Source organism: Acinetobacter sp. VT 511 (assembly GCF_001077515.1).
GTDB classification, from domain to species: Bacteria; Pseudomonadota; Gammaproteobacteria; order Pseudomonadales; family Moraxellaceae; genus Acinetobacter; species Acinetobacter schindleri.
Genome location: NZ_LFRE01000052.1, coordinates 101222 through 126437 on the forward strand (window position 1 = coordinate 101222; position 25216 = coordinate 126437).

A 25216-nucleotide genomic window follows, 5' to 3' on the forward strand; every position below is an offset into this window, starting at 1 on the left:
CTCTCCTAACCTCTCCTTTAAAAAAGGAGAGGGACTCCACGAAATCAGTTGGGGTTCTCCGCCTTTCTTAAAGGGGGAGTTAGAGGGGGATTCTAGAGATTTGAATTACAGGTTTTATATCAATGAAAATTAGCGAAAATTGGCTACGCACATGGGTTAACCCAGCCATCGACAGCGAGAAACTTTCTGATCAACTGACCATGCTTGGTCTAGAAGTCGATGATTTATCTCCTGCCGCCAAACCATTTACAGGTGTAGTGGTTGGTGAAGTTCTGACTGTTGAACAGCATCCGGATGCAGACCGTTTACGTGTAACTACCGTGAATATCGGTTCAGATGAACCACTCCAAATCGTGTGTGGTGCGCCAAACGTACGTGCAGGTATGAAAGCGCCTGTGGCTACCATCGGTGCAGTATTGCCGGGCGATTTCAAAATCAAGAAGGGCAAACTTCGTGGGATCGAATCCCAAGGTATGCTGTGTGGTGCGTCTGAAATTGATTTAGAAGACAAAATTGATGGTCTTTTAGAATTACCAAACGATGCACCTGTAGGCGTGAATATTCGTGAATATTTAGACTTAGATGACAACGTGATTGACATCAGCATCACACCAAACCGTGGTGACTGCTTCAGTATTCGTGGTATTGCACGTGAAATTGGTGTGATTAACCAATTGCCAGTGACTGCGCCAGAAATTCAAGAAGTGGCTGCAACTATTGCTGATGAAAAGAAAGTGGTGGTGTCGACTGAAGGCTGTCCACGTTACTTGGGTCGTGTGATCAAAAACGTCAATACCAAAGCGCCAACCCCGGAATGGATGGAGCGTGCGCTTGCTCGTTCGGGTATCCGTCAACACAGCATTTTGGTCGACATTACCAACTATGTATTGATCGAGCTAGGTCAACCGTTGCATGCATTTGATGGTGGCAAGGTTCAAGGTGCAGTTCACGTTCGTCAAGCAACAGCCGGTGAAAAGCTGGTGCTATTAAATGAACAGGAAGTTGAACTGAACGAAAAAGTGATGGTGATTGCTGATGATGAAAAAGCATTGGCAATTGCAGGCATCATGGGTGGTCTGTCTTCATCTGTAACGGATGCAACCACTGAGATCTTCCTGGAGTCTGCATTCTTTGCACCTTTACACATTGCAGGTCGTGCGCGTAGCTTCGGTTTACATACGGATGCTTCTCAGCGTTATGAGCGTGGTGTGGACTTTGAATTGCCAGTGATGGCAATGCACCGTGCGTCTCAGCTGATTGCTGAACTTGCAGGCGGTGAGTTTGGTCCAATTACAGTTGCAGAAAATCCAGCAGTATTGCCTAGACGTGAAGCAATTGAACTTGAACAGGCACAAGTAGATCAACTTCTGGGTTATAAAGTTGAATCAGACTTCATTACCGATGCGTTAACGCGTTTGGACTGTGAAGTGACTGTGAAAGCAGAAGGTCAATGGTCTGTGGTACCACCGTCACACCGTTATGATATGGCAATCTACCAGGACTTGATCGAAGAAGTTGCACGTATTCATGGTTATGACAATATTCAAATCAGTTTGCCTGTAATTGATGTCAAACTTGCAAAATACCAGGATCAGTTCGAAGTGGCTCAGCTTCGTCAGACTGCGGTGACTTTGGGTTATCGAGAGGCGATCAGCTTTAGCTTTGCGGACTTGAAACTGGAAAAACAGCTCAACCCTGCAGTAAATCCATTGGCATTGGCAAACCCGATTTCAAGCGATTTAGCGGTAATGCGTTCAACCCTGTTATCAAGTTTGATTCCATGTGTGCAATATAACGTCAATCGTCAGCAAAACCGCGTACGTTTCTTTGAGCTGGGTCTGCGTTTCGATTATCAGGATGCTGCATCGATTCATGACCTGAAACAGATTCCAACTTTTGCCCTGATTGCGACTGGTTCACGTATCAATGAATCATGGCATGGTAAGCCACAGCCAATGGATTTCTTTGACTTTAAAGGTGATGTGGAAGAAATTCTGGCAGCAGCTCGTCTGAATGTTGAATATGTTCGTTCAGAGCGTGCATGGTTGCATCCTGGTCAATCTGCTGAAATTATGGTTGATGGTCAGTCGATTGGTTATTTAGGTCGTTTACATCCATTGCTTGAAGATGAGCTGGATTTAGCAACCACTTGGGTCGCTGAACTCGATCAAAAAGCCGTTTTGCAAACTTATGTATCTAATTTTACACAATTATCACGTTTTCCGTCGGTTCGACGTGATATTGCGCTTTTAATTAGTGATAAGATTAATGTTAGCGAAATTCAGAGACTTATCGAAAAGACTGGTGGTGAGCTCCTGGAGTCAACCTGGTTGTTCGATGTGTACACTGGACAAGGGGTAGAAGAAGGCAAGCGTTCTCTAGCATTTGCTCTTCTCTGGCAGCATCCAACCCGCACCCTGGAAGATGCTGAAATTAAATCAGGCATGGATAATATCCTGCAAGTGTTAGAAAACACTTATCAAGCGACATTGAGGGCTTCATGACAGCACTAACTAAAGCAGAGATGGCTGATCATTTAAGTGAGCTCACGAGTTTAAACCGTCGTGAAGCAAAACAAATGGTCGAATTGTTCTTTGATGAGATTAGCCAAGCGCTAATCTCAGGTGAGCAAGTCAAACTATCAGGTTTCGGTAATTTTGAGTTGCGTGACAAGCGTCAACGTCCAGGCCGTAATCCGAAGACTGGTGAAGAAATTCCGATTTCTGCACGCCGGGTCGTAACCTTCCGTGCGGGACAGAAGTTCCGTCAACGTGTGGGAACTGAGCAGGTCAATTGATCTGCTTTTTTTCTTGATAGAGATTGTCTGTAGAAATTTCGATTTTTATAGGCATAAAAAAAGAGAGCCATTGGCTCTCTTTTTCGTACTGAATAATCGTTAGATTATTGAGCAGCAGCTTCAGAAGCAGCAGTAGCGTCAGCAGCAGCGTCAGTAGCAACTGCAGCAGCAGCGTCAGCTTCAGCAACAGCAGCAGCGTCAGAAGCAGCAACTTCAGAAGTAGCTTCTACAGCAGCAGCGTCAGCAGCAGCTTCAGCTTCAGAAGCAGCTTCTACAGCTTCAGATGCAGCTTGGTTAGCGTCAGCAGCAGCATCTTCAGTTTTTTTAGCACAACCAACGAAAGCTAAAGTAGTAGCAACTGCAGCAGCAATAGCGATTTTTTTGAATAACATGGCATCACTCTCTAAAAATTGAGATTAAAAAAAACCGACGTTAGCCTGTTATGTGCTTTTATTATTCCTAATTTTGTTAGGTACTAACAACGCAGGAGCAGTCTAACTGGTCTGCAAATATGCTATCACTGCGCATTTTTAATTGCTACAGGGCAAGTTCAAAAAAGTGCAAAAAACGCATGAAATTCATGGTTTTTTTAACAGAAAATAACAATTAAAGGAAAGACTTATATGGGGTAAAGGCGATTTAAGCCCCTAAAACTTATACAATTTTTCTTACCATTATTTTATTAATCATAAACTTGCAAATAAGTTTACAAATCATCGTGGACTTTGTTTCTTTGTGTAATCAATGTCAACCCCAATAAAAAAGGTCATCGTTTTAGATGACCTTTCTATAATTTTTGAGGATTTAGTTAGATGCCTTGCGCTTCATCTGATCGAAGAAGTCATCATTGGTCTTGGTTTCTTTCATGCGATCAAGCAGGAATTCCATTGCTGCCAGTTCGTCCTGGGTATGTAAAAGCTTACGCAGAATCCAGACTTTACGCAGATTATCTTCTGACATCAGACGTTCTTCACGACGAGTGCCTGATTTCTTGATGTTCATTGCAGGGAATACGCGTTTCTCAGCAATGCGACGGTCAAGCGTGATCTCCTGGTTACCTGTACCTTTGAATTCTTCGTAGATCACTTCATCCATTTTACTGCCGGTTTCAATCAGTGCAGTAGAAATAATGGTCAGTGAACCGCCTTCTTCGATATTACGAGCCGCACCGAAGAAACGTTTTGGACGTTCAAGTGCATGTGCATCCACACCCCCTGTCAATACCTTACCAGATGAAGGAATTACAGTGTTGTAAGCACGTGCCAGACGGGTAATTGAGTCAAGCAGAATCACTACGTCTTTTTTATGTTCAACCAGACGTTTGGCTTTTTCAATTACCATTTCAGCCACTTGTACGTGACGCGCCGGAGATTCATCAAAGGTTGAAGCGATAACTTCACCACGAACCGTACGTTCCATTTCCGTTACTTCTTCAGGACGTTCGTCAATCAGCAGTACAATCAGGAAACATTCAGGGTTGTTACGAACAATTGACTGTGCAATGTTTTGCAGCAACATGGTTTTACCGGCTTTCGGGGGTGCAACGATAATAGAACGCTGACCTTTACCGATTGGGGCAACCAGATCGACTACACGCGCTGTCAAATCTTCAGTGGTACCATTACCCAATTCCATGACCAATTGCTCAGTTGGGAATAACGGGGTTAAGTTTTCAAACAGAATCTTGTTGCGAGAGTTCTCAGGTGTGTCGTAGTTAATCTGGTTCACTTTTAAAAGTGCAAAATAACGTTCACCCTCTTTAGGTGGGCGAATGGTACCAGTAATGGTATCGCCTGTACGGAGGTTAAAACGACGAATCTGGGAAGGGCTGACATAGATGTCATCAGGACCTGCCAGATAAGAGCCTGCCGCAGAGCGTAAGAAGCCAAAACCATCTGACAGAATTTCCAAAACGCCATCACCAAAAATCTCTTCACCATTCATCGCATGGCGCTTTAAGATGGCAAAAATAATGTCTTGCTTGCGGTTACGGGCCATGCCTTCTAGGCCCATAAACTCGGCAATCTTGATGAGTTCGCCAATCGGTTTTTTCTTGAGTTCGGTTAAATTCATAGGTGGTCGGATAGAATCAAAGTTCTGAGGTACAGGTTAGAAAGGGAGTAACATTCGGCCGCATACAAGCATTCAAACGACAGCAATTGAATTTGTACAAGAACAATTCAGAGGTTTGTTTGATTGTTTCAAAGAGAAATGTGAAAAAACAATTTCTATTGCCGAGCGGCATCTTATGTATTGTGTCTTGTAAGAAATTGACAGGATTTAGTATTCCTGATCTCTTGAATGAGCAATATAAGAGAGAAACAGGCGTTTGTCAATTTATTCTAGGCGAAAAAAATACGCGATATCTGATCACGTATTTTTATCTTTAAAACAGCGTTAATTAGATGTTTTCTTCAATGAACGCAGTTAATTTAGATTTAGGTGCTGCACCAACTTGAGTCGCAACCACTTCACCATTTTTGAACATCAATAAAGCTGGGATGTTACGAATGCTATAGTTCACTGCAGTGGCTTCGCAAGAAGTCACATCAACTTTTACGATTTTTACTTTACCTTGGTATTCGTCAGCAAGTACTTCCAGTACAGGAGCAATTGCTTTACATGGCGCACACCAGCCAGCCCAGAAGTCAACCAATACAGGAACGTCTGATTGAAGAACGTCTGCTTCGAAGTTTGCGTCAGTAGTATTTACGATGTTGCCAGACATGGAATGCTCCAGAAAATAATTTTTTAAAGATGGCTATAATTCTTAGTATTACATAGCCTTCTTTAACAATGTAGGGGAATATGCAAATTTTCAACCTATATTGTCAATTTGTCTAATGGATGATCACGATAGAGATAATCGTGTAACACAATTGTCACATAGAAAGAAAAAACTAAAAGGGATTAAATTGTCGATACAAATGGCTTTTAAATTGCATGGTTGTGAATTACTCTAAGCACAATTCGTTAAAGGTTTATTTCTGGAATGTCTGACTTTTTGATTGATGAAGAATTACTTGCCGCCATCGATATGGGATCAAACAGCTTTCATTTGGCCATTGCTCGAGTGGACCACGGCGAAGTCAAAAAAGTGGCATCAATGTCAGAAAAAGTTCAGCTTGCAGCAGGCCTGGACGAAAATAAGAATTTGACTGAAGCTGCGCAGCAACGTGGTCTAGCCTGTCTGGCGCGTTTTGTGGGGCGTTTGGGTTCGGTTCAGCCCAACCGTTTACGTATTGTAGCGACCAATGCCTTGCGTCAGGCAAAAAATGGCCATGAATTTATTCAAAAGGCAGCAGAAATTTTACCGAAACCCATCGAAATTATTGCAGGTCGAGAAGAAGCCCGCCTGATCTATTTAGGTGTATCACATACTATGGCCAATAGTGGCCGTCGTCTGGTAGTAGATATTGGTGGCGGTTCAACTGAACTGATTATTGGTGAAGAATTTGAACCGATTCATACCGAATCCGTGCAGATGGGTTGTGTTGCCTTTACCAAAGCTTATTTTGAAGATGGCGATATTAATCAAAAGGCCTTTGACAAAGCCGTCACGGCAGCACGTAAAGAAATTTCCGGTATTGCCAATACCTATAAAGCAGCAGGTTGGGATGCTGTGGTCGGTTCGAGTGGCACCATCAAAGCCTGCCGCCAGATCTGCGTCAATATGGGCTGGAGTAACGAGCGCGAGGAGTTGACGCGTGAAGGCCTGGAAAAAATCAAAGATAAATTGCTCAAATATAAACATGTCACGGACATGGAGTTTGAAGGACTTAAAGAAGACCGCCGTGCGGTGTTACCAGCAGGAATTGCCATTCTGTATGCCGTCTTTGATGTTCTGAATATTGATTACCTGACCTATTCTGACGGGGCATTACGTGAAGGCGTGATGTATGACCTGCTCGGGCGTTTCCAGCACGAGGATATTCGTGACCGTTCTGTGCATGCCTTGATGGGGCGTTATAATGCCGACACCAAACAGGCAGAACGTGTGGTAAAAACCGCGCAAAAACTGTTTGATGATGTGAAACAACCTTTAGCTTTAAATAGCGAAGACAGTGATCTGTTACGTCGTGCAGCTTATCTGCATGAAATTGGTCTGGCGATCAGTCATAGTGGTTATCATCGTCATGGGGCTTATTTGTTACAGCACTCGGACATTGCCGGTTTCTCGCAAGTCGACCAAAATCATCTGTCACATTTGGTCGCACATCATCGTCGTAAATTGCGCGCTGATGCCAGGATAGATGTCAACAAAGTCGGTGGTTCTCGACTTTTGTACCTGTGTTTACTGCTTCGTCTGGCGGTTTTGGTCAATCACAGTCGTAGCGATGAGATGCTTCCTGCCATTGAACTGAAGGTGAAGAATGCGCAACAATGGCAACTCAGCGTAGCCGGTGATGCCCGACAATGGCCTTTACTGGTGGCTGAACTGCATGATGAACAGGTGCAGTTTAGGAATTGGGAAATTGATCTCGAAATTCAGTCTGAACAATTTGTTGATTAACACCTTTATAGGGATGAAAACGGTTAACCTATGAAAAATAAAGCGACTCCATCAAAAGCATGGAAGACCGTGCAAATTGCACGTCATCCTGAACGTCCACAATTCCTGGACTACGTGGGTGAAATATTCACTGAATTTGATGCTTTACATGGTGACCGTCTCTATGGTGATGATGGTGCAATGATTGGTGGTCTGGCGCGTTTTGACGGTCAGCCTGTGATGATTGTTGGCCAGCACCGTGGCCGTAGTACCCGTGAAAAATTACAGCATAACTTCGGGATGGCGAATCCTGAAGGTTACCGTAAGGCACAACGCCTGCTCGATATGGCAGAGCGTTTTAATCTGCCTGTATTTACCTTTATTGACACGATGGGCGCTTATCCAGGCGTAGGTGCAGAAGAGCGTGGTCAGGCTGAAGCGATTGCTACAAGTCTGGCACAGTTGTCTAACCTGAAAGTACCGGTAATTGCGACTGTACTGGGTGAAGGTGGTTCTGGTGGTGCACTGGGTATTGGGGTGGCAGACCGTGTAGTGATGCTATCTCATAGTATCTATTCTGTGATTTCACCAGAAGGCTGTGCATCGATCCTGTGGAAAACTGCGGACAAAGCTGAACAAGCCAGTGAAGCATTGGCACTGACTGCAGAAAAATTGCAGCATATGGGCATTGTGGAATATGTAGTAGATGAAGGTGAAGGCGCTCATTTAAATCCTGATCAGGTAATGCAAGACCTGAAAGCAGTACTGAAAGAAGCACTGAATGAACTGCAACCGATGGAAGCCGAGGCACGATGCGAAGCACGTTACCAGCGTTTAATGAAGTTTGGCAGCGACAATTTAGGTCTGGTTTCTTAAAACAGCTGCAGGACTTTCCTGCAGAGACAAAATTTCTCATCGGATGCAGTGGCGGCGTGGATTCCATGCTGTTACTGCATCTGATGTTTTTTTTGTGCCCGGAAAAAATCCGTGCGATTTATGTCGATCATCAGCTGCAAAGTGGTAGCGCTGAATGGGGTAGATTTGTTCAGCATGAATGCCAAAAGCTGAGTATCCCCTGTATTGTCCAGCCAGTTATTGTGACACAAGGTAATCTGGAAAATCAGGCCCGGGAAGCACGTTATCAGGCCTATCTGAAGCATCTACAGTCCAATGAAATTCTAGTTCTTGCGCATCATCAGCAGGATCAGGCAGAAACACTGATGCTGCGTTTGCTATCTGGGGCAGGAGTCGATGGTCTGTCTGCCATGAAGCGGGTAGATATACGAGAAGATTTAACCATCTGGCGTCCACTTTTGGATATTTCCCGTGAGCAGATTTGCCAATGGGCCGCTGACCTGAATATTCAGAATATTGAAGATCCGAGTAATCAGAATAACGATTATGATCGTGCCTGGGCACGTCAGATTTTGTGGCCGCTATTAAGTGAGCGCTTTCCAAAAATGCAGGCAGCTTTAGCCCGGACCACGGATTTGATGCAGGATGCTCAGGAAATCTTGCAGGATGTATTGCGACAGGATACAGCTGTTTGTATTCAAGATAATATTTTAGACTTATCTAAATTTTCTGAACTGTCTTTAGCACGCCAGCGCCAGCTGCTATCTAATTGGATGAAAGGAGAAGGACAGTATCGGCCTGCACTGGATATGGTACAGCGCTTGCAATGTGAAGTCATTCATGCCCGTGCAGATGCTCAGGCGGCATTGCATTGGCAAGGTTTTTATTATGTGCGTTATCAGCAGCTGGTCTATAAGCTCAGTAAAGAAATTTATCTGGCAGGTCAACAGCCATTTTCTGGCGAACAGCAGATGATTTTCAGACTTCAGGATCGTATTGATTTGCCTTCAGGACAGTTTCAGGTTCAGCCTGCGGCAATCGGTTTATCATTGGATTTATTGAATCAGCACTTGAAACTGACACAGCGCCAAGGTGGCGAAAAGATTCATTTATGTGGACGTGTCGGTTCCTGGCCACTGAAAAAAGCCATTCAGGATGCGCAAATATTTCCATGGATGCGGCATACAATTCAAATATTAAGCATAGATGATGTTATGCTAGGCGTGTTTACGCCCAAAGGATTTTGGTTGGCTGAATCTGCCTATTGTGAGGTGGAGGGGTGGCAGCCAGTTTTAGCCTCTTCAATTTCAGAACACAAAGACGAGCATTAAAAATGAGTGCAGCTTTAAATTGTAATATCAGTTTCATTGGTGGTGGTAACATGGCTCAAGCCTTAATTGGTGGCTTGATTGCACGTGGTTTGCCGGCGACCCGTATTACAGTTTCTGATCCAGTCGAAAAAGTACGTTTACTGCTTGCTGAAAAAGAAGTGAATGTTACTGATGATAATATTGCTGCAATCAAAAATGCCGATATTGTGCTTTTTGCGGTGAAGCCGCAGGTGCTAGCGGATGTGCTTAAACCGCTCCACGGTTTGTTGGACGGTAAATTGATTATTTCTATTGTAGCAGGTGCTGAAATTGCGACTTTGTCTAGCTTACTTGGTACCGATCGTATTGTTCGTGTGATGCCAAATACACCAGCATTAGTACAGACTGGCGCGCATGGTTTATTCGCCAATGCAGACATGAGTACAGCAGACCGTGAGCTGGCGAGTCAGGTTTTAGCTTCAACCGGCCTGACAATTTGGGTAAACTCTGAAACGCAAATTGATGCTGTAACGGCGGTTTCTGGCTCAGGTCCGGCTTATTTCTTCTATATGATGGAAAGTATGATCCGTGCAGGTATGAACCTGGGGCTAGATGAGAAAGTTGCAACTGCATTGACCTTGCAAACTGCATTAGGTGCAGCGCAAATGGCAATTACCAGTGCAAATACACCAGCTGAATTACGTAAAAATGTGACTTCACCGAATGGTACGACTCAGGCTGCACTTGAAGTCTTTGATCAGGCCCAGATTTCTCAAAACATTCAGGCAGCTCTGGCTGCTGCTGCAAAACGCAGTCAGGAGCTCGCTCAAGAGCTTAGCGACAGCAGTAAGTAAATTTTCAAATTTAATATTTAGGAACCTTCAGGTATGGGTGCAAATTCTGCGCTAATTTTTGGCATTATCATTAACGTCGCAATTTTGCTCGTATTTTTCCGCTTCTTAATGCAGCTGGCTTCGGTAACTCCTTATAATCCAGTGGTACTTTCGACTGTAAAGGCTACCAAGATTGTAGATGTATTTAGTCGTATTCTGCCAACCCTGGCAAAGGGACGGGTAAATACTGCCGCGCTGGCATTATTGGTGGTGCTGTATTTGCTGAAAATATTTGGCATGATGTACCTGTCTGGTGGTATGCCAAATGGTCCAATTCATCTGTTAATACTGACTTTTGTGACCATGATTCAGGACCTGATCCGTTTCTGTCGTTATCTGATTTTCGCGACCATCATCTTGAGCTGGGTGGTGATGTTTACTCAATCCCGTTCACCTTATATTGAAGTGGTTCAGGAACTGGCAGAGCCATTATTGGCACCATTCCGTCGTATCATGCCGAATATCGGGATGATTGACCTGTCTCCAATTCTGGCGATTCTGGCACTGATGGTGGTTGATCTGATCATGCGTGAAGTGGCCATGGTGTTGTTGACTGGTTTCTAAGATTTAAGAATATAAAAAAGGACGCCTAAGCGTCCTTTTTTATTTGTTATGAATTTCAAAAGAGGTTTTACCTCTTCCTACCTCTCCTGAGAGGAGAGGTAACTTCCTGGAAATTCATCTCTGAGAAGTAATAGTCTTCTTTATCTTAAAAAGAGAAGAAGGAATTGGTAAGACTATTCATGGTAATTAATTAGGTGTAACTTCCTCTCCCTTGGGGAGAGGGCTAATATAAATCTCCTGAAACTCCTCTGAAAGAGGGGTTCAAAGCACTTTAGTGCGCTTCATCCCAATTCTTGCCTTTGCCTACCTCTACCAGTAAAGGCACAGAGATCTGCACTACAGACTGCATTACTTCAGCCAGCTTAGGTGCCAGTTCGTCAGCAATCGCTTCATCAACTTCAAATACCAATTCATCGTGGACTTGCAGCAGCATTTTGGCCTGGTCTTTTGGCAACATCTTGTCGACTTCAATCATCGCCATCTTGATGATATCGGCAGCTGAACCTTGCAGTGGGGCATTGATTGCAGCACGTTCAGCAGCTTTACGTATCATCATATTGCGCGCATCAATATCCGGAGTATACAAACGGCGGCCAAGAATGGTTTCCACGAAGCCCTGTTCCAGCGCAACCTGACGGGTACGCTGCATATATTCATAAATACCCGGATAACGGTGGAAATATTGCTTGATGTATTCCTGTGATTCCTGGCGGGTGAAACCAAGCTGACGAGTCAAGCCAAACTCGGACATCCCGTAAAGCAGACCGAAGTTGACTGCTTTGGCTTGGCGACGTTGATCATTGGTCACATCTTCCAGGGCAATACCGAGGACTTCTGCCGCGGTACGACGATGGACGTCCTGACCGTGAATAAAAGCATCCACCAGTGCATCATCCTGAGACAAATGTGCCATCAGACGTAATTCAATTTGGGAATAATCGGCTGCAAGTAAAATACGACCCTCTGGCGCGACGAAGGCTTTACGGATCTGACGGCCAATTTCTTCACGAATTGGAATATTCTGCAGGTTTGGGTCGGTTGAGGATAAACGACCGGTTGCAGTTAGTGCCTGATGATAGCTGGTATGTACACGATGAGTATTATTATTGGCCTGTTTACAGAGCCCATCAGTATAAGTACTTTTCAGCTTGGACAGACCACGGTAGTTCAGAATTAGCTCGGCAATTGGATGCTCAAGCTTTTCCAGAATGCTTTCGCTGGTGCTGTACTGACCTGTTGTGGTTTTCTTGCCACCTTTTAGCCCCAGCTTATCAAACAGGATTTCACCAACCTGTTTCGGTGAGCTGACATTAAAGGATTCGCCCGCCATTTCTTCAATCTGCTGTTCCAGATTTTTCATGGTCTCCGCAAAGTCACAGCCCAACTGATCCAGGAAAGCCAGATCTAGCTGAATGCCATTTTCTTCCATGCTGGTCAATACACGTGCAACCGGCATTTCAATATTTAGCAGAATGTTGAGCAGCTCTGGATGTAATTTGAGTTTTTCATACAGCACTTCATACAGACGATAAGTGACATGGGCGTCTTCTGCGGCATAGTGTGCTGCAGTTTCAATATCAATCTGATTAAAGGTTTTTTGTTTCGCACCTTTACCGGCAATCTGTTCAAAGGTCGTGGTCAGGTGGCTTAAATAAAGACGTGCTACGTCATCCATACCGTGACGGGTTGCCACTGAGTTCAGCACATAAGACGCCAGCATGGTATCGAAGTACCAGCCTGCCAGCTGGATTCCATGATTTTCTAGGACATGTGCATCATATTTCAGGTGATGGCCAATTTTCTGAATATTGTCGTCTTCCAGAATGGGTTTGATTTGCGCAAGGATGGTTTCACGATTTAACTGTTCAGGCGCATTCTCATAGTCATGTGCCAGCGGTACGTAATAGGCATCCTCTGCATCAAAAGCCACTGAGAAGCCCACGATCTGAGCAATACGATAATCCAGACTAGTCGTTTCAGTATCAAAAGCAAAACGTTTGGCAGTATTTAAACGATTAAATAAAGCATCCCAATCTGCCTGATTCAGCACGGTGTGATAAGTCGCCTGTCCCAGTTGATCATCGCTGCTGGTCAATGACGCATGATCTTCTTCTATTGGCGCTACAGGTTTGGTTGTAATCGACTGAGCTGCCTGCTTGTAATTGCTATTGTTTGGATTGTTTGGATGATCCAGAGATTGCAGTTGGTTACGGAATTCAAGCTCGGTATAGAGTTCACGTAATTTGGCAACATTTGGCTCAGCAAGTTTTAAATCGTCATAACCAAAGCTTAAATCCAAATCGATCACAATACTGGCCAGCTGATGATCCAGCGTAATGCCTTCCACATTGTCTTTGATATTTTGTCCGACTTTGCCTTTGATCTTGTCGACATTTTCCAAAATGCCACCAATTGAGCCATATTCATTCAGTAATTTGGCTGCGGTTTTGGCACCGACGCCAGGTACACCCATAATACCGTCTGAGGCATCGCCCATGAGGGTCAGGTAATCGATGATCTGATTTGGCCAGACCCCAAACTTTTCAAATACACCATTTACATCGAGTGGCTTTTCTTTAAAGCTGTCTTCCAGGGTTACTTTTTCTGTCACCAGCTGGGCCATATCTTTATCACCCGTAGAGATCAGTACCTGATGTCCCATGGCTTCAGCACGTTTTGCCAGTGTGCCGATAATATCATCGGCTTCTGCGCCTGGCAGGGCGTGTAGTGGAATTCCTAAGGCTTTGATCAATGCATGCAGGTAGGGGATTTGCTCGGCAAGCTCGCTCGGCATGCTTGGGCGGTCACCCTTGTAGATGGGTGACAGTTCATGACGAAAAGTGGGTTCAGGGGTATCGAAAATCACCGCCATATGTGTAGGCTGGACACGGCGCATCAGTTTTTGAATGGCAGAAATTGCACCACGAATTGCATTGGTGTGTAAACCGGTTGACGTGGTTAACGGTGGCAGCGCGTGAAAGGCACGAAATAAAAAGTAAGAGCCATCGACCAAGACAAATGGTGGCATGTATTCAATTCCTTATTCAAATAATAGCGCTATTGTACGTGATTTTTAGCGTGCCCGCTGAGCAAGTCTGTGGCAACAGCTTAGCGAATAATGACCGAAGATGAAATAACCGGCAGCGGCATGTTGTATGATGGAGTGGTATGGGACTGGAAAATATAAGAATGACAACAGGGCAAAATGAATTACGCATGATGTGGCTGATCAGCCTGGTGATTGTAGGCTTGAGTGCCTGGTATCTGGATTACGAGATTGTCAGCTATTTATGTGGGCTCGGTTTTCTGATGAGTGTAATGCAGTATGTCAATGCAGTGCAGCAGCCACTTGAAGAGATCACTGCTGAACATCAGTTGTCTATTTCTGGTTATTCCAAAGTTCCATTATATATTTCTTCCCTGATTGCCATTGTGGGAGGTGTCATCGACCTGAAATGGTTGATGGGACTGGGCGTCACGGCCTGGATTTTCTTCCTGTTTCGATGGTTGCAACGAATAGAGCTGTCATTGCGACAGTTGCAGCATCGTATTCACTCGGTGCCAAGTCAGGACACTCTAAATTCTCAGCCAGTTCCACTGCAAGCCTTTCAGCAGCCGGCTCAAGGTGATCATGCTTCACCGGGTTTAATCGATCAGATCCAGCGCTGGATTTTTCAAGGCAATCCGGTGCTTAAAGCTGCAATCGGGATTCTGGTTGTCGGAATTATCCTGTTACTACGTTTTGCAACGGAGCATTGGCAAATCAGTCTGGCAATGAAATTGGGGCTGATTGCTTTGGCAAGTATGGCTGTTGCTGGGCTGGGCTATTGGTTGATCGAGAAAAACCGCAGTTTTGCGCTGGCACTTGAGGGTCTGGGATTAAGTGCGCTGTTTCTGACCTTATTCTTTGCCTATTACAATCTGGTCATTCCTGGTCTGTTGATGGCATCAGTGCTATTTGTGCTGATTATGGCCATGACGCTATATCTCAGTTTTAAGCAGAATAGTTTTGAATTGACGGTGATGGCGCTGTTAATTGCCTATATTGCACCATTTACTTTGCCTGTACGGGATGCCACAGCTGTAGAGCTGATTGCTTATTATCTGGTCATTAATATCGGAGTGGCAACGCTGACCAGCTTAAAACCCTGGAAGACGCTGAATCAGATTGCCTTTCTGGTCACTGCGATTGTTGGGGGAATCTATGCGCTGATTCATGGCTACACTTCTGAACGCTATAGCATGACTGGCCTGATTCTGGCGCATAGTGCCGTGTTTATCTGGCTGGGATTTCGTTTTAGTCAGTTACTCGCTAAAGATGACCTGAGCAGGTTCCAGCTCAAGCCGATTCTGGACATTGCCCTGATTTTTGCCGCGCCAATTACAGCCTATATTTTCCTGTATCTGATTCATTTTAATGAACGTACATGGCAGGCAGGACTGAGCGTGATTTATGCCGCAGTATTCGCAGTTTGCTGGTTAGGATCGCGGTGTAGTCATACCCTGAATATCATTGCCAATAGCTATCTTAGTCTGATGCTGATTTTTATTGCCCTGATTCCACCAATTTTGCTGGAAAGTGAATGGAGCGTAGTGGGCTGGGCCGTAGAAGGCGTATTAATTTATTTCTGGGCTTTGGAAAAGAATCTCAAAGTTGGGCAATATTTGAGTATGGGTTTGCTGATCATGGCTGGGCTGAGCAGTCTGTATTATCTGGTTGAGTTGAATCCAACACCGCGACACATTTTCTGGATACTAAGTGGCTGTTATCTGGTTGTAGTCTTGATTAGCCAGTTCAAAGAGCGTTATATCCAGCAACTAGATGGGCTGAGTACTGGTTTCTTAAGCTTACTCAGTTTCTCAGCCAGCCTGATGCTGTTTGCCTTATTGGAAGATGAGTTCAGTTCGCCAGATGCCCATATTTATAGTCTGGCTACAGTTGCACTGATTTTTGCTGTTATTAATGAAATTATCTTCAGAAAAAATCAGGACTGGAGCTGGCTGGTGCCAAAATGGTGTGGCTTAACGCCATTGGTTTTTGCTGGTGTGGTTCTAGCAATTGATCAAAGTGAAAATGGTGTACTGATTTGGGAGAGTCAATTTGCCCGAATTATCTTTGGGTTATCCACCTTATTGTTAGCCTGGCAATGGCTGCGACCAGCCTCAGGCTTGTTGCTTTCAAAAGAATGGGTGAGTTTAGGGGCTCTAGTAAGTCTGACTCTGGCAAGCCTATGTCTGATTCCAAGTATGCCCTATATCAGTATGGTGATTTTGCCATTAGGTTTGTGTTTCTGGTCTTATAAACAATCTGCGGACTCTGCTTGGCCAATGCTGTGGCAAGGCAACAGTACCTTGATTCTGATGGCAGCCTGGTTGTTGTGTTCACAGCTGCTCAGTCAGCAGGCCTTTGAGTTCTATTTGCTTCCTATTTTAAATCCTTTTGATCTGGTGAGTATTGCCATGTTGGTCAGCTTCATCTGGATGCTGCTGCAACAAATTAGGGCAGGGCGAGATAAAGGAATGATGGCAGTACTCATGGTACTGAGTTTACTTTGGCTATCTAGCTATATTGTATTGCGTGCCTTGCATATGTATTTAGGAACGCCGTTGAACAGTTTGGAAGTGTGGAGTAATGCCACAGTCCAGTTGAGCTTGACCATTCTATGGGTGCTATTGGCTTTTGCAACGATGTGGATTGCGGCATTGAAAGCCCTGAAACCGATGTGGATTCTGGGTGGTAGTATTCTGGTGATTGTAACCTTAAAACTGGTGCTGTTTGATCTGTCTCATATCGGGACCTTAACTCGAGTATTGTCCTTCTTACTGGCAGGTGGAGTGATGTTGTTGATTGCTTATATTGCACCAATGCCGGATGGGGAGAAGAGGGTTTGAATCTAAATTAACTACATTTGAGCGTTAATTTAATCTCCCAAACCCTGCAAGCTTTAAGCAATGTGCAAGGAAAAGAGCGGCTTTTTATGACAATTCCTCTCTTTGTAAAGCGAGGTTAGGAGGGATTTAAAAAAAGTTATTTTAAATCCGGCTCCCTCTTCAATTCCTTCTCATTGGCATATTGATCAACATCTTCATTTTCTAGCGGACGCGCAAGCGGATGATCTACAAAGCCCATTTTTGGTACAGGAATCTCAATATGATTTTCCAGGAAACCATTACGAATGCGTTCCTGCATTTCATCACGAACTTTTAAAAAGTTTTCACCTTGGCACCAGACTGCAAACAGCAATTCAATGGATGATTCCCGGAAAGCAGTTACTGTCACAGCTGGTTTTGGATCAGCAAGCACCATAGGATATTTGTTTGCTACATCTAGCAGCACTTCACGAACCTTGATAATGTCTTCATGGAAATTAATCGCCAACGTGATCGGAATTCGCCGGATCGGAAATTTGGACAGGTTGTGTACCGGGGCACGGATCAGTTGCTCATTCGGCAACCGGACATAGATATTATCCTGGGTTAATAATTTGACTGAGAGCAGGTCAATCGAAATCACTTCACCTTCAATGGTATGCCCACGAATCAGGGTAATCTGAATGGTATCACCAACTTCAAAAGAACCTTCACCAATCAGGAACATACCGCTGATCAGGTTGGAGGCTGAGGTCTGAGATGCGAAACCCAGTGCAACTGTCAAAATACCTGCTGCACCTAAGAAGACACTGAGCTTAAAGCCAGCTTCCTTTAAACTGGCCATGACAAACAGCAGGAAAATGAAGTAAAAAATCCCACGACGCCAGACCATTTGCTGATGGGCATTAAAGCGTAGACCAATCGTCCGGATAAAGGCATTCGAGAAAAAACGTGCAATTAAAAAGCCAATAAAACACAGTACGATTGCGACAGCAATTTCTGTCAGCCGATCAGTATTGATACTGGTAAATACGCCTTTCAGGCTATTGGTGACTTCAGCAGAAATACTTGAGTTTGCCATTAGCCGTCCTTAAAAGAATGAATCAAACATATTGAACAGATTGCCTGCAGGGTCACGTGGCGGATGCAGATAGTCCACTTCACCGGCATGGGGTGGGGTACGGTTTTCAATCCGAATTCGAGGTGGACGATCCAGACCTTCATGCAGGACTTTAATTTGCGAGGTCCAAAGACGTCCCGTGCTGGCACTGAAAAACAGTGGTAGGGCGGGCACGGGTACATTCATACGGTCAAAGCGCAGTTGCTGATTACTGGTATTGTGGAATTCAATTGGGGTTACAGCACGAAATGCACGCGGCGTCAGCTGTTTTAGCTCAGTACGACCATCGACTGCTGTGGCATAACAAATTTCTCCAGAACGATGATTCGGGCCAAACCAGGTATCTTTGGGTAGAATTACCGGAACATCAAAAATTGGATCTCGCTGTCCATCGACAAAGCCGGCAATCCACAGTGGCGTACTGATATATAGGGTTCCGCGTTGCCCGGCAGGAATATAAATGGGATCGACGGGTTTGATTACTACAGAACGATCTGCCAGACGAGGCATGAGTCGCAGTTTACTTTTGGTGGACTTGAACATATAGCGTTCAATTTTCACTGGCTGGGGAAAGGCAAAATGGGGATCTTCGATCTGGTGCCATTTCTGCTCATAGTCAAACTGTACCACAGGGCGGTAATACTCCAGACGCCATTCCTGCAAGCCACGTGTCAGACGGAACAGCAGCGAACCAAATTGCCAGGCTTTGGACTCATTTATTTCAAAATTCTGTTCTCCCCACCAATGAATAGAGGGCTGAGCAGAGGAAAAATCAACTTGATCGTGTGGCAATGCGGCTGTCCTTTCGTACTAAATCTTTCTAAACATACTTCACGCTGTCATGTGCTTAGAGTACACTCAATTTAAATTTTTTCACTATTATTATAATTCTACGATGCAAGTACTGAAACAATTACAAATCCCTTATAGTTTTGCCAAACGCCATGGGGTGTTGTTGCGTTATGAAGGGGATCAGGTCTTTATCGTCCGTCGTGATAATACCTCGATGCTTGCATTGCAGGAAGCACGCCGTTTTTTAGGCCATCCTGCCCAGTATCAGCTCTGCAATGATCACGAATTTAACCAATTACTCAGTAGCAGTTTCGCTGGAGACAGTGGCGAATCACAACAAGTCGCAGCTGGTCTGGAAGACCATCCAGATTTGCTTAGTCTGGCCGATTCTGTCCCTGAAGCTGAAGATTTAATGGATCAGGAAGATGATGCGCCGATTGTCCGCCTGATCAATGCCTTACTTTCAGAAGCAATCCGTGTGGGTGCTTCCGATATTCATATTGAATCCTTTGAGAAGAAACTTTCAGTCCGCTTGCGGGTTGATGGTCAGTTACGCGAAATTGTACAGCCACGCCGTGAACTGGCACCGCTGTTAGTCTCGCGGATTAAAGTCATGGCCAAGCTGGATATTGCGGAAAAGCGTATTCCCCAAGACGGTCGTATTTCGTTGCGCCTAGCAGGGCGTGAAGTCGATGTCCGTGTTTCTACCTTGCCATCTTCGTATGGTGAGCGCGTGGTAATGCGTCTATTGGACAAACAGGCCGGTCGCCTGAACATGACCCATTTGGGTCTAATGAATAATGATTACGATCGCCTCAAGACTTTGGTACATCGTCCACATGGGATTATTCTAGTCACTGGCCCAACTGGTTCGGGTAAAACGACGACACTGTATGCAGCACTTTCCGATCTGAATGATGGTTCCAAGAATATCCTGACCGCGGAAGATCCGGTCGAGTATCAATTGGAAGGTATTGGGCAGACGCAGGTAAATACCAAAGTGGATATGACCTTTGCCCGTGCTTTAAAAGCGATGCTGCGTCAGGATCCCGATGTCGTCATGGTGGGTGAGATTCGTGACCTGGAGACAGCAGAAATAGCAGTACAGGCTTCTTTAACAGGTCACCTGGTTTTATCAACCCTGCATACCAATACTGCAATTGGTGCAGTAACCCGTCTTAAAGATATGGGGATTGAACCTTTCTTATTATCCAGTTCGCTGATTGGGGTGGTTGCTCAGCGTTTGGTACGTACTCTCTGTTCACATTGTGCGACCTGGCATGTAGCGGATGAATTTGAACAAGGTCTATTTGCCCATGTCCATAATGGGACACAATTAGAATTACCACAGCCAAAAGGTTGTGAACGCTGCTCACATACAGGCTTCACTGGTCGAACTGCGATCTATGAAATTGTCCCGGTGGATGATCATATGCGCCGTCTGATTCATGGTAATGCACCAGAATACGAGTTAGAAAGTTACGCACGTCAACAATCTGGTTCTATTCGTGATGATGGCTTACGTAAAGTGCTGGCAGGTAAGACGACGGTGGAAGAAGTACTGCGTGTCACCAACGAAGCAGCAGAACTAGCTTAATGATAGAACTGTTAAAAAGTAGCCAGTTGGACTGCTTTTTAATAAATTACCACAAGTCGATAATTTTCTTCATGAGTTGGGCACGCAATGGAGCGGTTGGATTGCTGGCATTGCGTTGAGTCTCATTTTTATAAAAATTTTGCCAGGTTTTCGCTATTTGTATAGTTAAACCCACCTGTTTCATCTTTTCAACATCAGCTTTACTCACATGATTCAAACGTGTTTCTGCATCTTGAGGGCCTGTGCTCCAGCCAATTACACCTTGCCCAAACTCAGGCAGGCTCATGTTATGCGGTGTAGGAGGAATAGCGAGTCGATTAATATCTGGATTCACCAAGGATTTGACTTGAGGGCGAATTTTTTCAGAAACTTGCACATCTGCAAGAGAGGAGATAGGGATACTTAAAAACAGTATGATGAGGAGAAGAGGCTTTAACATCAAAATAAACCCAATAATAAATGCGAATAAGAATCATTATATATAACTATTTGTCTAACTGTTATCTTTTTGAAATAGGAAGATGAAAACAGTATTTAAAAAGCTGAAGACCCGCCAACTAAGAATTGAATTTTTATACTGGATCAAGGCTATCCTGAAAACAGATTTTTCAGGATAGCTGTCTACTGGATCTTAAGTAATCACATTTAGCGTGACATCAATATTATTACGAGTAGCATTAGAATACGGGCAGACAATGTGCGCGGCATCCACCAGCTTTTGAGCTTCGTCCTGATCCATACCTTCCAGATGAACATTTAGGGTAACTTCAATACCAAAGCCAGTTGGGATCGGACCAATCCCTACCTCACCTTCAATATAAGCCTCTTTACTCATATTCAGTTTGTCTCGATTAGCCACAAATTTCATAGCCCCTAAAAAACAGGCTGAATAGCCAGCGGCAAAGAGCTGTTCAGGATTGGTACCACCGCCTGGACCACCCATTTCCTTTGGTACTGCGAGTTGTATATCCAGCAGTTGATCATCCGTAGTAACCCGACCATCGCGGCCACCTGTTGCTTTGGCATGGGCGGTATAGACAGTTTTTTCTAATGACATGATATGAATCCCTGTTATTTTTTCATGGAGTTTCTATGCTCGATGATTTTTAAACAGGAATAAGCAGGGATTTTGTTATTTTATACAGGAAAATCGCAAACTTTAAAACTGGATCAATTTGCGATGTTGCATCAATGGCATGGACTCACGAACTTTATGCTGTTCATTTAAATCAAAATCTACCGTGATCAGCTGAGCACCTTCCGCATGTACCATATCCAGTACCTGACCGCGGCTATTGGTGGCTGCAGTATGTCCCCAAGTCTGACGTTTTTCTCCATGCCAGCCCTGTTGTGCAGCGCCAAGCACAGCACACTGAGTATCCATAGCACGTGCTTGTAGAAGTAACTGCCAATGCATTTGACCTGTGGTATAGGTAAAAGCAGAAGGGGCAGTCAGAATATTGGCGCCTTGTTGACGTAAAGTCAGTGCCAATTCAGGGAAACGCAGGTCATAACACACCATCAAGCCAATATTGCCAAATGGGGTTTTCGCAACCACGACATCTGTACCTGGTTCAAAGAATTTGGACTCCTGATAGCCACCGACAGCATCACCCACTTGCACATCGAATAAATGAATCTTGTCATAACGTGCTTCAGTACGTTCCGGGCTAATGCACAGGCTTACCGTACGGACACGACCATCTTCAATCACTGAACCATCCGGGCGATACGGACAAGGCAGGGTGCCAGCAATAATCCAGATCTGATGTTGATGTGCCAGTTTTTCGAGGCGTTGCTGAATGTCTTCAAACTGCGCCGCAGTTTCGCGTTGTTTTCCGGCAGCAAAGCAGACAAAATTTTCAGGAAAGACGATCAGTTCAGCACCAGCGGCTTTACTCTGCTGAATCAAGGATTCTATCGCTCTGAAATTGTCTTCAATTCCATTCTGAGAATTCATTTGTACAACAGAGAGTAAAGTCATCGTTTCCTTCCTGGAAAATTAAGATTAAATATTGGGTTCGGACACCTTATCGAGATTATCCTGTTCTTTTTGCAGCTGTTTAACCAAAGGTTCGAACATATTTTTGTTGCTTTCATTGAGTTTCATCAATGTCTTATGCGCATCCAGGACCGTAGTGAGCATATTACGATGCGTTACATGCTCTTCGATCAGGGCACGGGTGCAGACATGCGAATCTCCACAATAGTTTAGGATTACAAATACCTGTCCCAGACCCATACTATTAGCCAGAGTGGTAATATCTGAATTGGTAGAGAGCATGACAGCCTGGATATGATGCACTTGTTTCAGCTTCAAACCCAGTTTCGCAAGAACGCCCAGCACAGTACTATCAATAAAACTGGTTTCAGTTAAATCAACGATCGCACCAACGACATTATCTTGCTGTTCAATTTTGTTCAGTAACTTGTCTAGACTTATGCAAGATTGTGCACGCACTTCGCCAATAAGCTTAAAAATATGCGTTCCGTTCAAACTTGCATATTCAACATGACCTGTTGACATATAAATGCCATTTGCAGAGAAGGATATTAAATTATCCCATAGGGTAGTTTGATACTCAAGTAGCTGAAGGTCTGAGTTAATTTAAGTATCTATTAAAGCAATAATTATATTACTAATTCATACGTATGAAGCTAAGGAAGGCAATATCGTCTGCCACATGCTCCGGCGCTTGAAAAGATTGATTTTGCAAGTGATAGACCAGCTGTGCAAACTGTTCATTCAAACCGCCATCAAAGGGTTCCAGGGCACCATCCGAACATAAAATGAATCGGGCATGACGTTTCAGGATGAATTCCTGTTCATCTACTTCCAGTTCTTCGGTCAGCCCGAGTGGAAAACTGCTGGTCGATAAAATTTTGGGTGCCTGATTGGGTTCAAAGATAATAGGCGGTGGATAATGCCCGGCACTGGACCAGCGCACCACATGAGTTTCAAGGTTTAAAACCCCAGCAATCATGGTGATATGTTTTTCAATATTTTCCTGAACCAGCATGCCATTCAGCTTTTTGATCAGTTCACGTGGCGATTTGGAACGGCCATGAAAAGCCGCCATCCATGATGTAAGTAAACTACTGGTGACACCATGTCCAGACACATCAGCCAGATAGAACATCACTTCTTTGTCGCTAATTTTCCAGTAATCGTACCAATCACCAGAAAGATAAGCGGAAGGCTGAAAATATGTTTCTACCTGATAGTTCAAAAGCTCAATCGGGTTGGGAAGTAATCTTTGTTGTAACTCTGCTGCGGAAGGTAAGTCGCGACTATCCTGGTTTCTTTTATATTGCGCATCAATTTTTTGTAAAGCGAGGAGAGGCTGAGCTGGAAGTTTGTTCCAGATCCACCCGGCAAGAGCACCTTGCTCCCAGGCTTGAGATAGTTCAGCTCCTTCATTTTCCAAAGCCAGGACAATGGTAGGAAAATTCCATTGGTATTTCAGATAATCATGCACATCGGAAATTGCAAGAATAGTCTGATCATACAACTCATGATCTTCAAGACCAATCATCTGCACATCTGGAAGTGTGTCAAGGACTTGATCAAGATAAGGAACATCACGAGTCGGCTGAATAAAATACATAAGGAAATGAACTAATCCCAAATTTGTTTATTAGATGTACTATAACAAGCTATTGATTACCGGCGAATCTTTTTCACCGATAATCTTGCTGAAATTATTTACTTAAAAGGTTGGTTGTGTCGAATCGCTCTGATCTTCATCAAACTCATCTTCAAATTCATCATCTATATCAGTGAATAGACTTTCTGACTCTAAGCCTTTCTTTTCAGCAATTGCATAACTGGTACGTTGCAGATAAATGTCACGAATCTGTGCATAACGATCACCAGTCAATACCCCTTCGACGTCCAGTATTTCAGAACGAGTGTCGATAACACGCAAAGACTGGTCACTCCAGTAAAGTCCGTCATTATCATCAAGAATATATTTTTGTGGACGAGCCTGGCTATCTACAACGCTACCAATTACCCCGCGGACAGAGCTTGGACCTAAAAGTGGCAGCATGATATAAGGGCCAGAAGGCACTCCATAATAACCTAAAGTAATTCCCAGCCTTTCATCTTCATGACTCAAGCCCAAGCGACGGGCAGGATCTGCCAAACCTAGAGTCGTTAGAGTATTAATGGTAAAGCGGCTTAGGGACTTGGCAGCCCGTGCAGGACGACCTTGAATTAACTGGTTGACTACATTCCAGGGTTCACCCAGGTTATTACGGAACTGAGTATAGCTGCCGCGAACATCTTTCGGAACCTTTTCCACATATTGTACGGCTACAGGTCGTAACACGTTGCGGTCAATCACATCGTTAAATTGATAGATCTTTCTATTTAGTGGCTGAAAGGGATCTTTAACTTCTTCAGCCTGTGCTGCTCTGGCATCGACCTTCAATTGTGTCTGTAATTGTTGCGCCTTATTGGAAATTTTTGTTCTAAGGGGCGTTTTTTCAGGCTCATTTTCTAGATTTTCCACATCGGTAGTCACCTCAGCAAAAACCTGTGCGGTTGAGGCTAAAGAAAATAAACATAGAGTTAAGTAAATAGAACGATGCATAAGGTAACCTGAGGCCTTTTCCGGGTAAGTAGCACTACTTATTAATATGAAAATAATAAACGTTATATTCAGGAATAAACATCATTTAAGCAAATTTGTATAAAAAATGAAGGAAAACACACGAAAAGATTAAAAAATACACATGTGGAGAGATTTTTTTAAAAAAGGTGTTGCAAGGCCTCTGAAATACTGTAGAATGCACATCCATCGGCGGTGGTGAAGATTAAAACTTCTGATAAAACAGTAACTTAGTTAAGATTGGTTGAGTTGGGTTTTATTTAGTAAGTTTAAAAATAATCTGATTTACTGGTTGACTTTCTAGAGATA

Annotated in this window: 21 protein-coding genes; 9 read left to right on the plus strand and 12 right to left on the minus strand. The window is 44.1% G+C overall.

Annotated elements, in window-relative coordinates:
* Positions 1-122 precede the first annotated feature (122 nt).
* Positions 123-2504 (plus strand): phenylalanine--tRNA ligase subunit beta, encoded by a 2382-nt coding sequence (gene pheT, locus ACS72_RS05350; RefSeq protein ID WP_048881475.1) that lies wholly within the window; start codon positions 123-125, stop codon positions 2502-2504.
* The gene (locus tag ACS72_RS05355; protein WP_004813003.1) at positions 2501-2797 is read left to right on the plus strand and encodes an integration host factor subunit alpha; all 297 of its coding nucleotides are present in this window, start codon (positions 2501-2503) and stop codon (positions 2795-2797) included. Before pheT ends, ACS72_RS05355 begins: the two co-directional genes overlap by 4 nt.
* Positions 2798-2901: 104 nt before the next feature.
* Here the strand turns inward: ACS72_RS05355 and ACS72_RS05360 are convergent, their stop codons facing one another.
* The 3 genes from ACS72_RS05360 to trxA all read right to left on the minus strand — a co-directional run bounded on the left by ACS72_RS05360 (position 2902) and on the right by trxA (position 5525).
* Positions 2902-3189 (minus strand): hypothetical protein, encoded by a 288-nt coding sequence (locus ACS72_RS05360; RefSeq protein ID WP_004813000.1) that lies wholly within the window; start codon positions 3187-3189, stop codon positions 2902-2904.
* 412 nt (positions 3190-3601) lie between these two features.
* Positions 3602-4870, minus strand: a complete 1269-nt coding sequence (rho, locus tag ACS72_RS05365; RefSeq protein ID WP_004812998.1) for a transcription termination factor Rho — start codon at positions 4868-4870, stop codon at positions 3602-3604.
* Positions 4871-5198: 328 nt separating this feature from the next.
* Positions 5199-5525 carry a thioredoxin gene (trxA, locus tag ACS72_RS05370; protein ID WP_004812997.1) on the minus strand — a complete coding sequence of 109 codons (327 nt, stop codon included), beginning with the start codon at positions 5523-5525 and terminating at the stop codon, positions 5199-5201.
* A gap of 264 nt (positions 5526-5789) precedes the next feature.
* Here trxA and ppx point away from each other — a divergent pair, with 264 nt between their 5' ends.
* Genes ppx through ACS72_RS05395 form a run of 5 tightly spaced genes read left to right on the plus strand, consistent with a single transcriptional unit; the run spans position 5790 to position 10911 of the window.
* Positions 5790-7310, plus strand: a complete 1521-nt coding sequence (ppx, locus tag ACS72_RS05375; protein ID WP_048881476.1) for an exopolyphosphatase — start codon at positions 5790-5792, stop codon at positions 7308-7310.
* A 30-nt stretch (positions 7311-7340) separates the two neighbouring features.
* Positions 7341-8165 (plus strand): acetyl-CoA carboxylase carboxyltransferase subunit alpha, encoded by an 825-nt coding sequence (locus ACS72_RS05380; RefSeq protein WP_004812992.1) that lies wholly within the window; start codon positions 7341-7343, stop codon positions 8163-8165.
* Positions 8102-9475 (plus strand): tRNA lysidine(34) synthetase TilS, encoded by a 1374-nt coding sequence (gene tilS / locus ACS72_RS05385; RefSeq protein ID WP_081405830.1) that lies wholly within the window; start codon positions 8102-8104, stop codon positions 9473-9475. Before ACS72_RS05380 ends, tilS begins: the two co-directional genes overlap by 64 nt.
* Positions 9476-9477: 2 nt before the next feature.
* Complete coding sequence (proC, locus tag ACS72_RS05390; protein WP_048881478.1) at positions 9478-10308, plus strand: pyrroline-5-carboxylate reductase; 831 nt, start codon at positions 9478-9480, stop codon at positions 10306-10308.
* A 33-nt stretch (positions 10309-10341) separates the two neighbouring features.
* Complete coding sequence (locus ACS72_RS05395) at positions 10342-10911, plus strand: YggT family protein (RefSeq protein WP_004812988.1); 570 nt, start codon at positions 10342-10344, stop codon at positions 10909-10911.
* Between the two features lie 271 nt (positions 10912-11182).
* Here the strand turns inward: ACS72_RS05395 and polA are convergent, their stop codons facing one another.
* Positions 11183-13939 (minus strand): DNA polymerase I, encoded by a 2757-nt coding sequence (polA, locus tag ACS72_RS05400; protein ID WP_048881479.1) that lies wholly within the window; start codon positions 13937-13939, stop codon positions 11183-11185.
* 161 nt (positions 13940-14100) lie between these two features.
* On the opposite strand from polA, the gene ACS72_RS05405 reads away from it, so the two are divergent.
* On the plus strand, positions 14101-16803 hold the full coding sequence (locus ACS72_RS05405; protein WP_048881480.1) for a DUF2339 domain-containing protein: 2703 nt from the start codon (positions 14101-14103) through the stop codon (positions 16801-16803).
* A 136-nt stretch (positions 16804-16939) separates the two neighbouring features.
* Here the strand turns inward: ACS72_RS05405 and ACS72_RS05410 are convergent, their stop codons facing one another.
* Both ACS72_RS05410 and ACS72_RS05415 read right to left on the minus strand, forming a co-directional pair.
* Positions 16940-17863, minus strand: coding sequence for a mechanosensitive ion channel family protein (locus ACS72_RS05410; RefSeq protein WP_004812984.1), 924 nt, complete (start codon positions 17861-17863; stop codon positions 16940-16942).
* Between the two features lie 9 nt (positions 17864-17872).
* Positions 17873-18694 (minus strand): hypothetical protein, encoded by an 822-nt coding sequence (locus ACS72_RS05415; protein WP_004812982.1) that lies wholly within the window; start codon positions 18692-18694, stop codon positions 17873-17875.
* A gap of 103 nt (positions 18695-18797) precedes the next feature.
* Between ACS72_RS05415 and gspE the strand changes: the two genes are divergently transcribed.
* The gene (gspE, locus tag ACS72_RS05420) at positions 18798-20291 is read left to right on the plus strand and encodes a type II secretion system ATPase GspE (RefSeq protein WP_048881481.1); all 1494 of its coding nucleotides are present in this window, start codon (positions 18798-18800) and stop codon (positions 20289-20291) included.
* A gap of 46 nt (positions 20292-20337) precedes the next feature.
* Here gspE and ACS72_RS05425 read toward each other — a convergent pair whose 3' ends face one another.
* From ACS72_RS05425 to ACS72_RS05450, 6 genes are all read right to left on the minus strand, one after another.
* Positions 20338-20730, minus strand: coding sequence for a DUF4951 domain-containing protein (locus ACS72_RS05425; RefSeq protein WP_048881482.1), 393 nt, complete (start codon positions 20728-20730; stop codon positions 20338-20340).
* A gap of 192 nt (positions 20731-20922) precedes the next feature.
* Positions 20923-21348 (minus strand): organic hydroperoxide resistance protein, encoded by a 426-nt coding sequence (locus ACS72_RS05430; RefSeq protein ID WP_004889864.1) that lies wholly within the window; start codon positions 21346-21348, stop codon positions 20923-20925.
* A 102-nt stretch (positions 21349-21450) separates the two neighbouring features.
* Positions 21451-22275 carry a carbon-nitrogen hydrolase family protein gene (locus ACS72_RS05435; protein WP_048881483.1) on the minus strand — a complete coding sequence of 275 codons (825 nt, stop codon included), beginning with the start codon at positions 22273-22275 and terminating at the stop codon, positions 21451-21453.
* Positions 22276-22299: 24 nt separating this feature from the next.
* A complete protein-coding gene (gigB, locus tag ACS72_RS05440; RefSeq protein WP_004812973.1) occupies positions 22300-22818 on the minus strand; it encodes an anti-anti-sigma factor GigB in 519 nt (172 codons plus the stop codon).
* Positions 22819-22930: 112 nt separating this feature from the next.
* Complete coding sequence (gene gigA, locus ACS72_RS05445; protein ID WP_005221036.1) at positions 22931-23899, minus strand: RsbU family protein phosphatase GigA; 969 nt, start codon at positions 23897-23899, stop codon at positions 22931-22933.
* 102 nt (positions 23900-24001) lie between these two features.
* Positions 24002-24889, minus strand: a complete 888-nt coding sequence (locus tag ACS72_RS05450; RefSeq protein ID WP_048881484.1) for a VacJ family lipoprotein — start codon at positions 24887-24889, stop codon at positions 24002-24004.
* Positions 24890-25216: the final 327 nt, after the last annotated feature.

Excerpts from the sequence above, each read along its gene's own strand:
- ACS72_RS05380 (WP_004812992.1), top strand. The coding sequence starts at position 7,341 with ATGAAAAATAAAGCGACTCCATCAAAAGCATGGAAGACCGTGCAAATT.
- ACS72_RS05410 (WP_004812984.1), bottom strand. The coding sequence starts at position 17,863 with ATGGCAAACTCAAGTATTTCTGCTGAAGTCACCAATAGCCTGAAAGGC.
- ACS72_RS05405 (WP_048881480.1), top strand. The coding sequence starts at position 14,101 with ATGACAACAGGGCAAAATGAATTACGCATGATGTGGCTGATCAGCCTG.
- ACS72_RS05435 (WP_048881483.1), bottom strand. The coding sequence starts at position 22,275 with ATGACTTTACTCTCTGTTGTACAAATGAATTCTCAGAATGGAATTGAA.
- ACS72_RS05450 (WP_048881484.1), bottom strand. The coding sequence starts at position 24,889 with ATGCATCGTTCTATTTACTTAACTCTATGTTTATTTTCTTTAGCCTCA.
- ACS72_RS05360 (WP_004813000.1), bottom strand. The coding sequence starts at position 3,189 with ATGTTATTCAAAAAAATCGCTATTGCTGCTGCAGTTGCTACTACTTTA.
- ppx (WP_048881476.1), top strand. The coding sequence starts at position 5,790 with ATGTCTGACTTTTTGATTGATGAAGAATTACTTGCCGCCATCGATATG.
- tilS (WP_081405830.1), top strand. The coding sequence starts at position 8,102 with ATGCGAAGCACGTTACCAGCGTTTAATGAAGTTTGGCAGCGACAATTT.
- ACS72_RS05425 (WP_048881482.1), bottom strand. The coding sequence starts at position 20,730 with ATGTTAAAGCCTCTTCTCCTCATCATACTGTTTTTAAGTATCCCTATC.
- ACS72_RS05430 (WP_004889864.1), bottom strand. The coding sequence starts at position 21,348 with ATGTCATTAGAAAAAACTGTCTATACCGCCCATGCCAAAGCAACAGGT.
- gspE (WP_048881481.1), top strand. The coding sequence starts at position 18,798 with ATGCAAGTACTGAAACAATTACAAATCCCTTATAGTTTTGCCAAACGC.
- polA (WP_048881479.1), bottom strand. The coding sequence starts at position 13,939 with ATGCCACCATTTGTCTTGGTCGATGGCTCTTACTTTTTATTTCGTGCC.
- gigB (WP_004812973.1), bottom strand. The coding sequence starts at position 22,818 with ATGTCAACAGGTCATGTTGAATATGCAAGTTTGAACGGAACGCATATT.
- trxA (WP_004812997.1), bottom strand. The coding sequence starts at position 5,525 with ATGTCTGGCAACATCGTAAATACTACTGACGCAAACTTCGAAGCAGAC.
- gigA (WP_005221036.1), bottom strand. The coding sequence starts at position 23,899 with ATGTATTTTATTCAGCCGACTCGTGATGTTCCTTATCTTGATCAAGTC.
- pheT (WP_048881475.1), top strand. The coding sequence starts at position 123 with ATGAAAATTAGCGAAAATTGGCTACGCACATGGGTTAACCCAGCCATC.
- proC (WP_048881478.1), top strand. The coding sequence starts at position 9,478 with ATGAGTGCAGCTTTAAATTGTAATATCAGTTTCATTGGTGGTGGTAAC.
- ACS72_RS05355 (WP_004813003.1), top strand. The coding sequence starts at position 2,501 with ATGACAGCACTAACTAAAGCAGAGATGGCTGATCATTTAAGTGAGCTC.
- rho (WP_004812998.1), bottom strand. The coding sequence starts at position 4,870 with ATGAATTTAACCGAACTCAAGAAAAAACCGATTGGCGAACTCATCAAG.
- ACS72_RS05395 (WP_004812988.1), top strand. The coding sequence starts at position 10,342 with ATGGGTGCAAATTCTGCGCTAATTTTTGGCATTATCATTAACGTCGCA.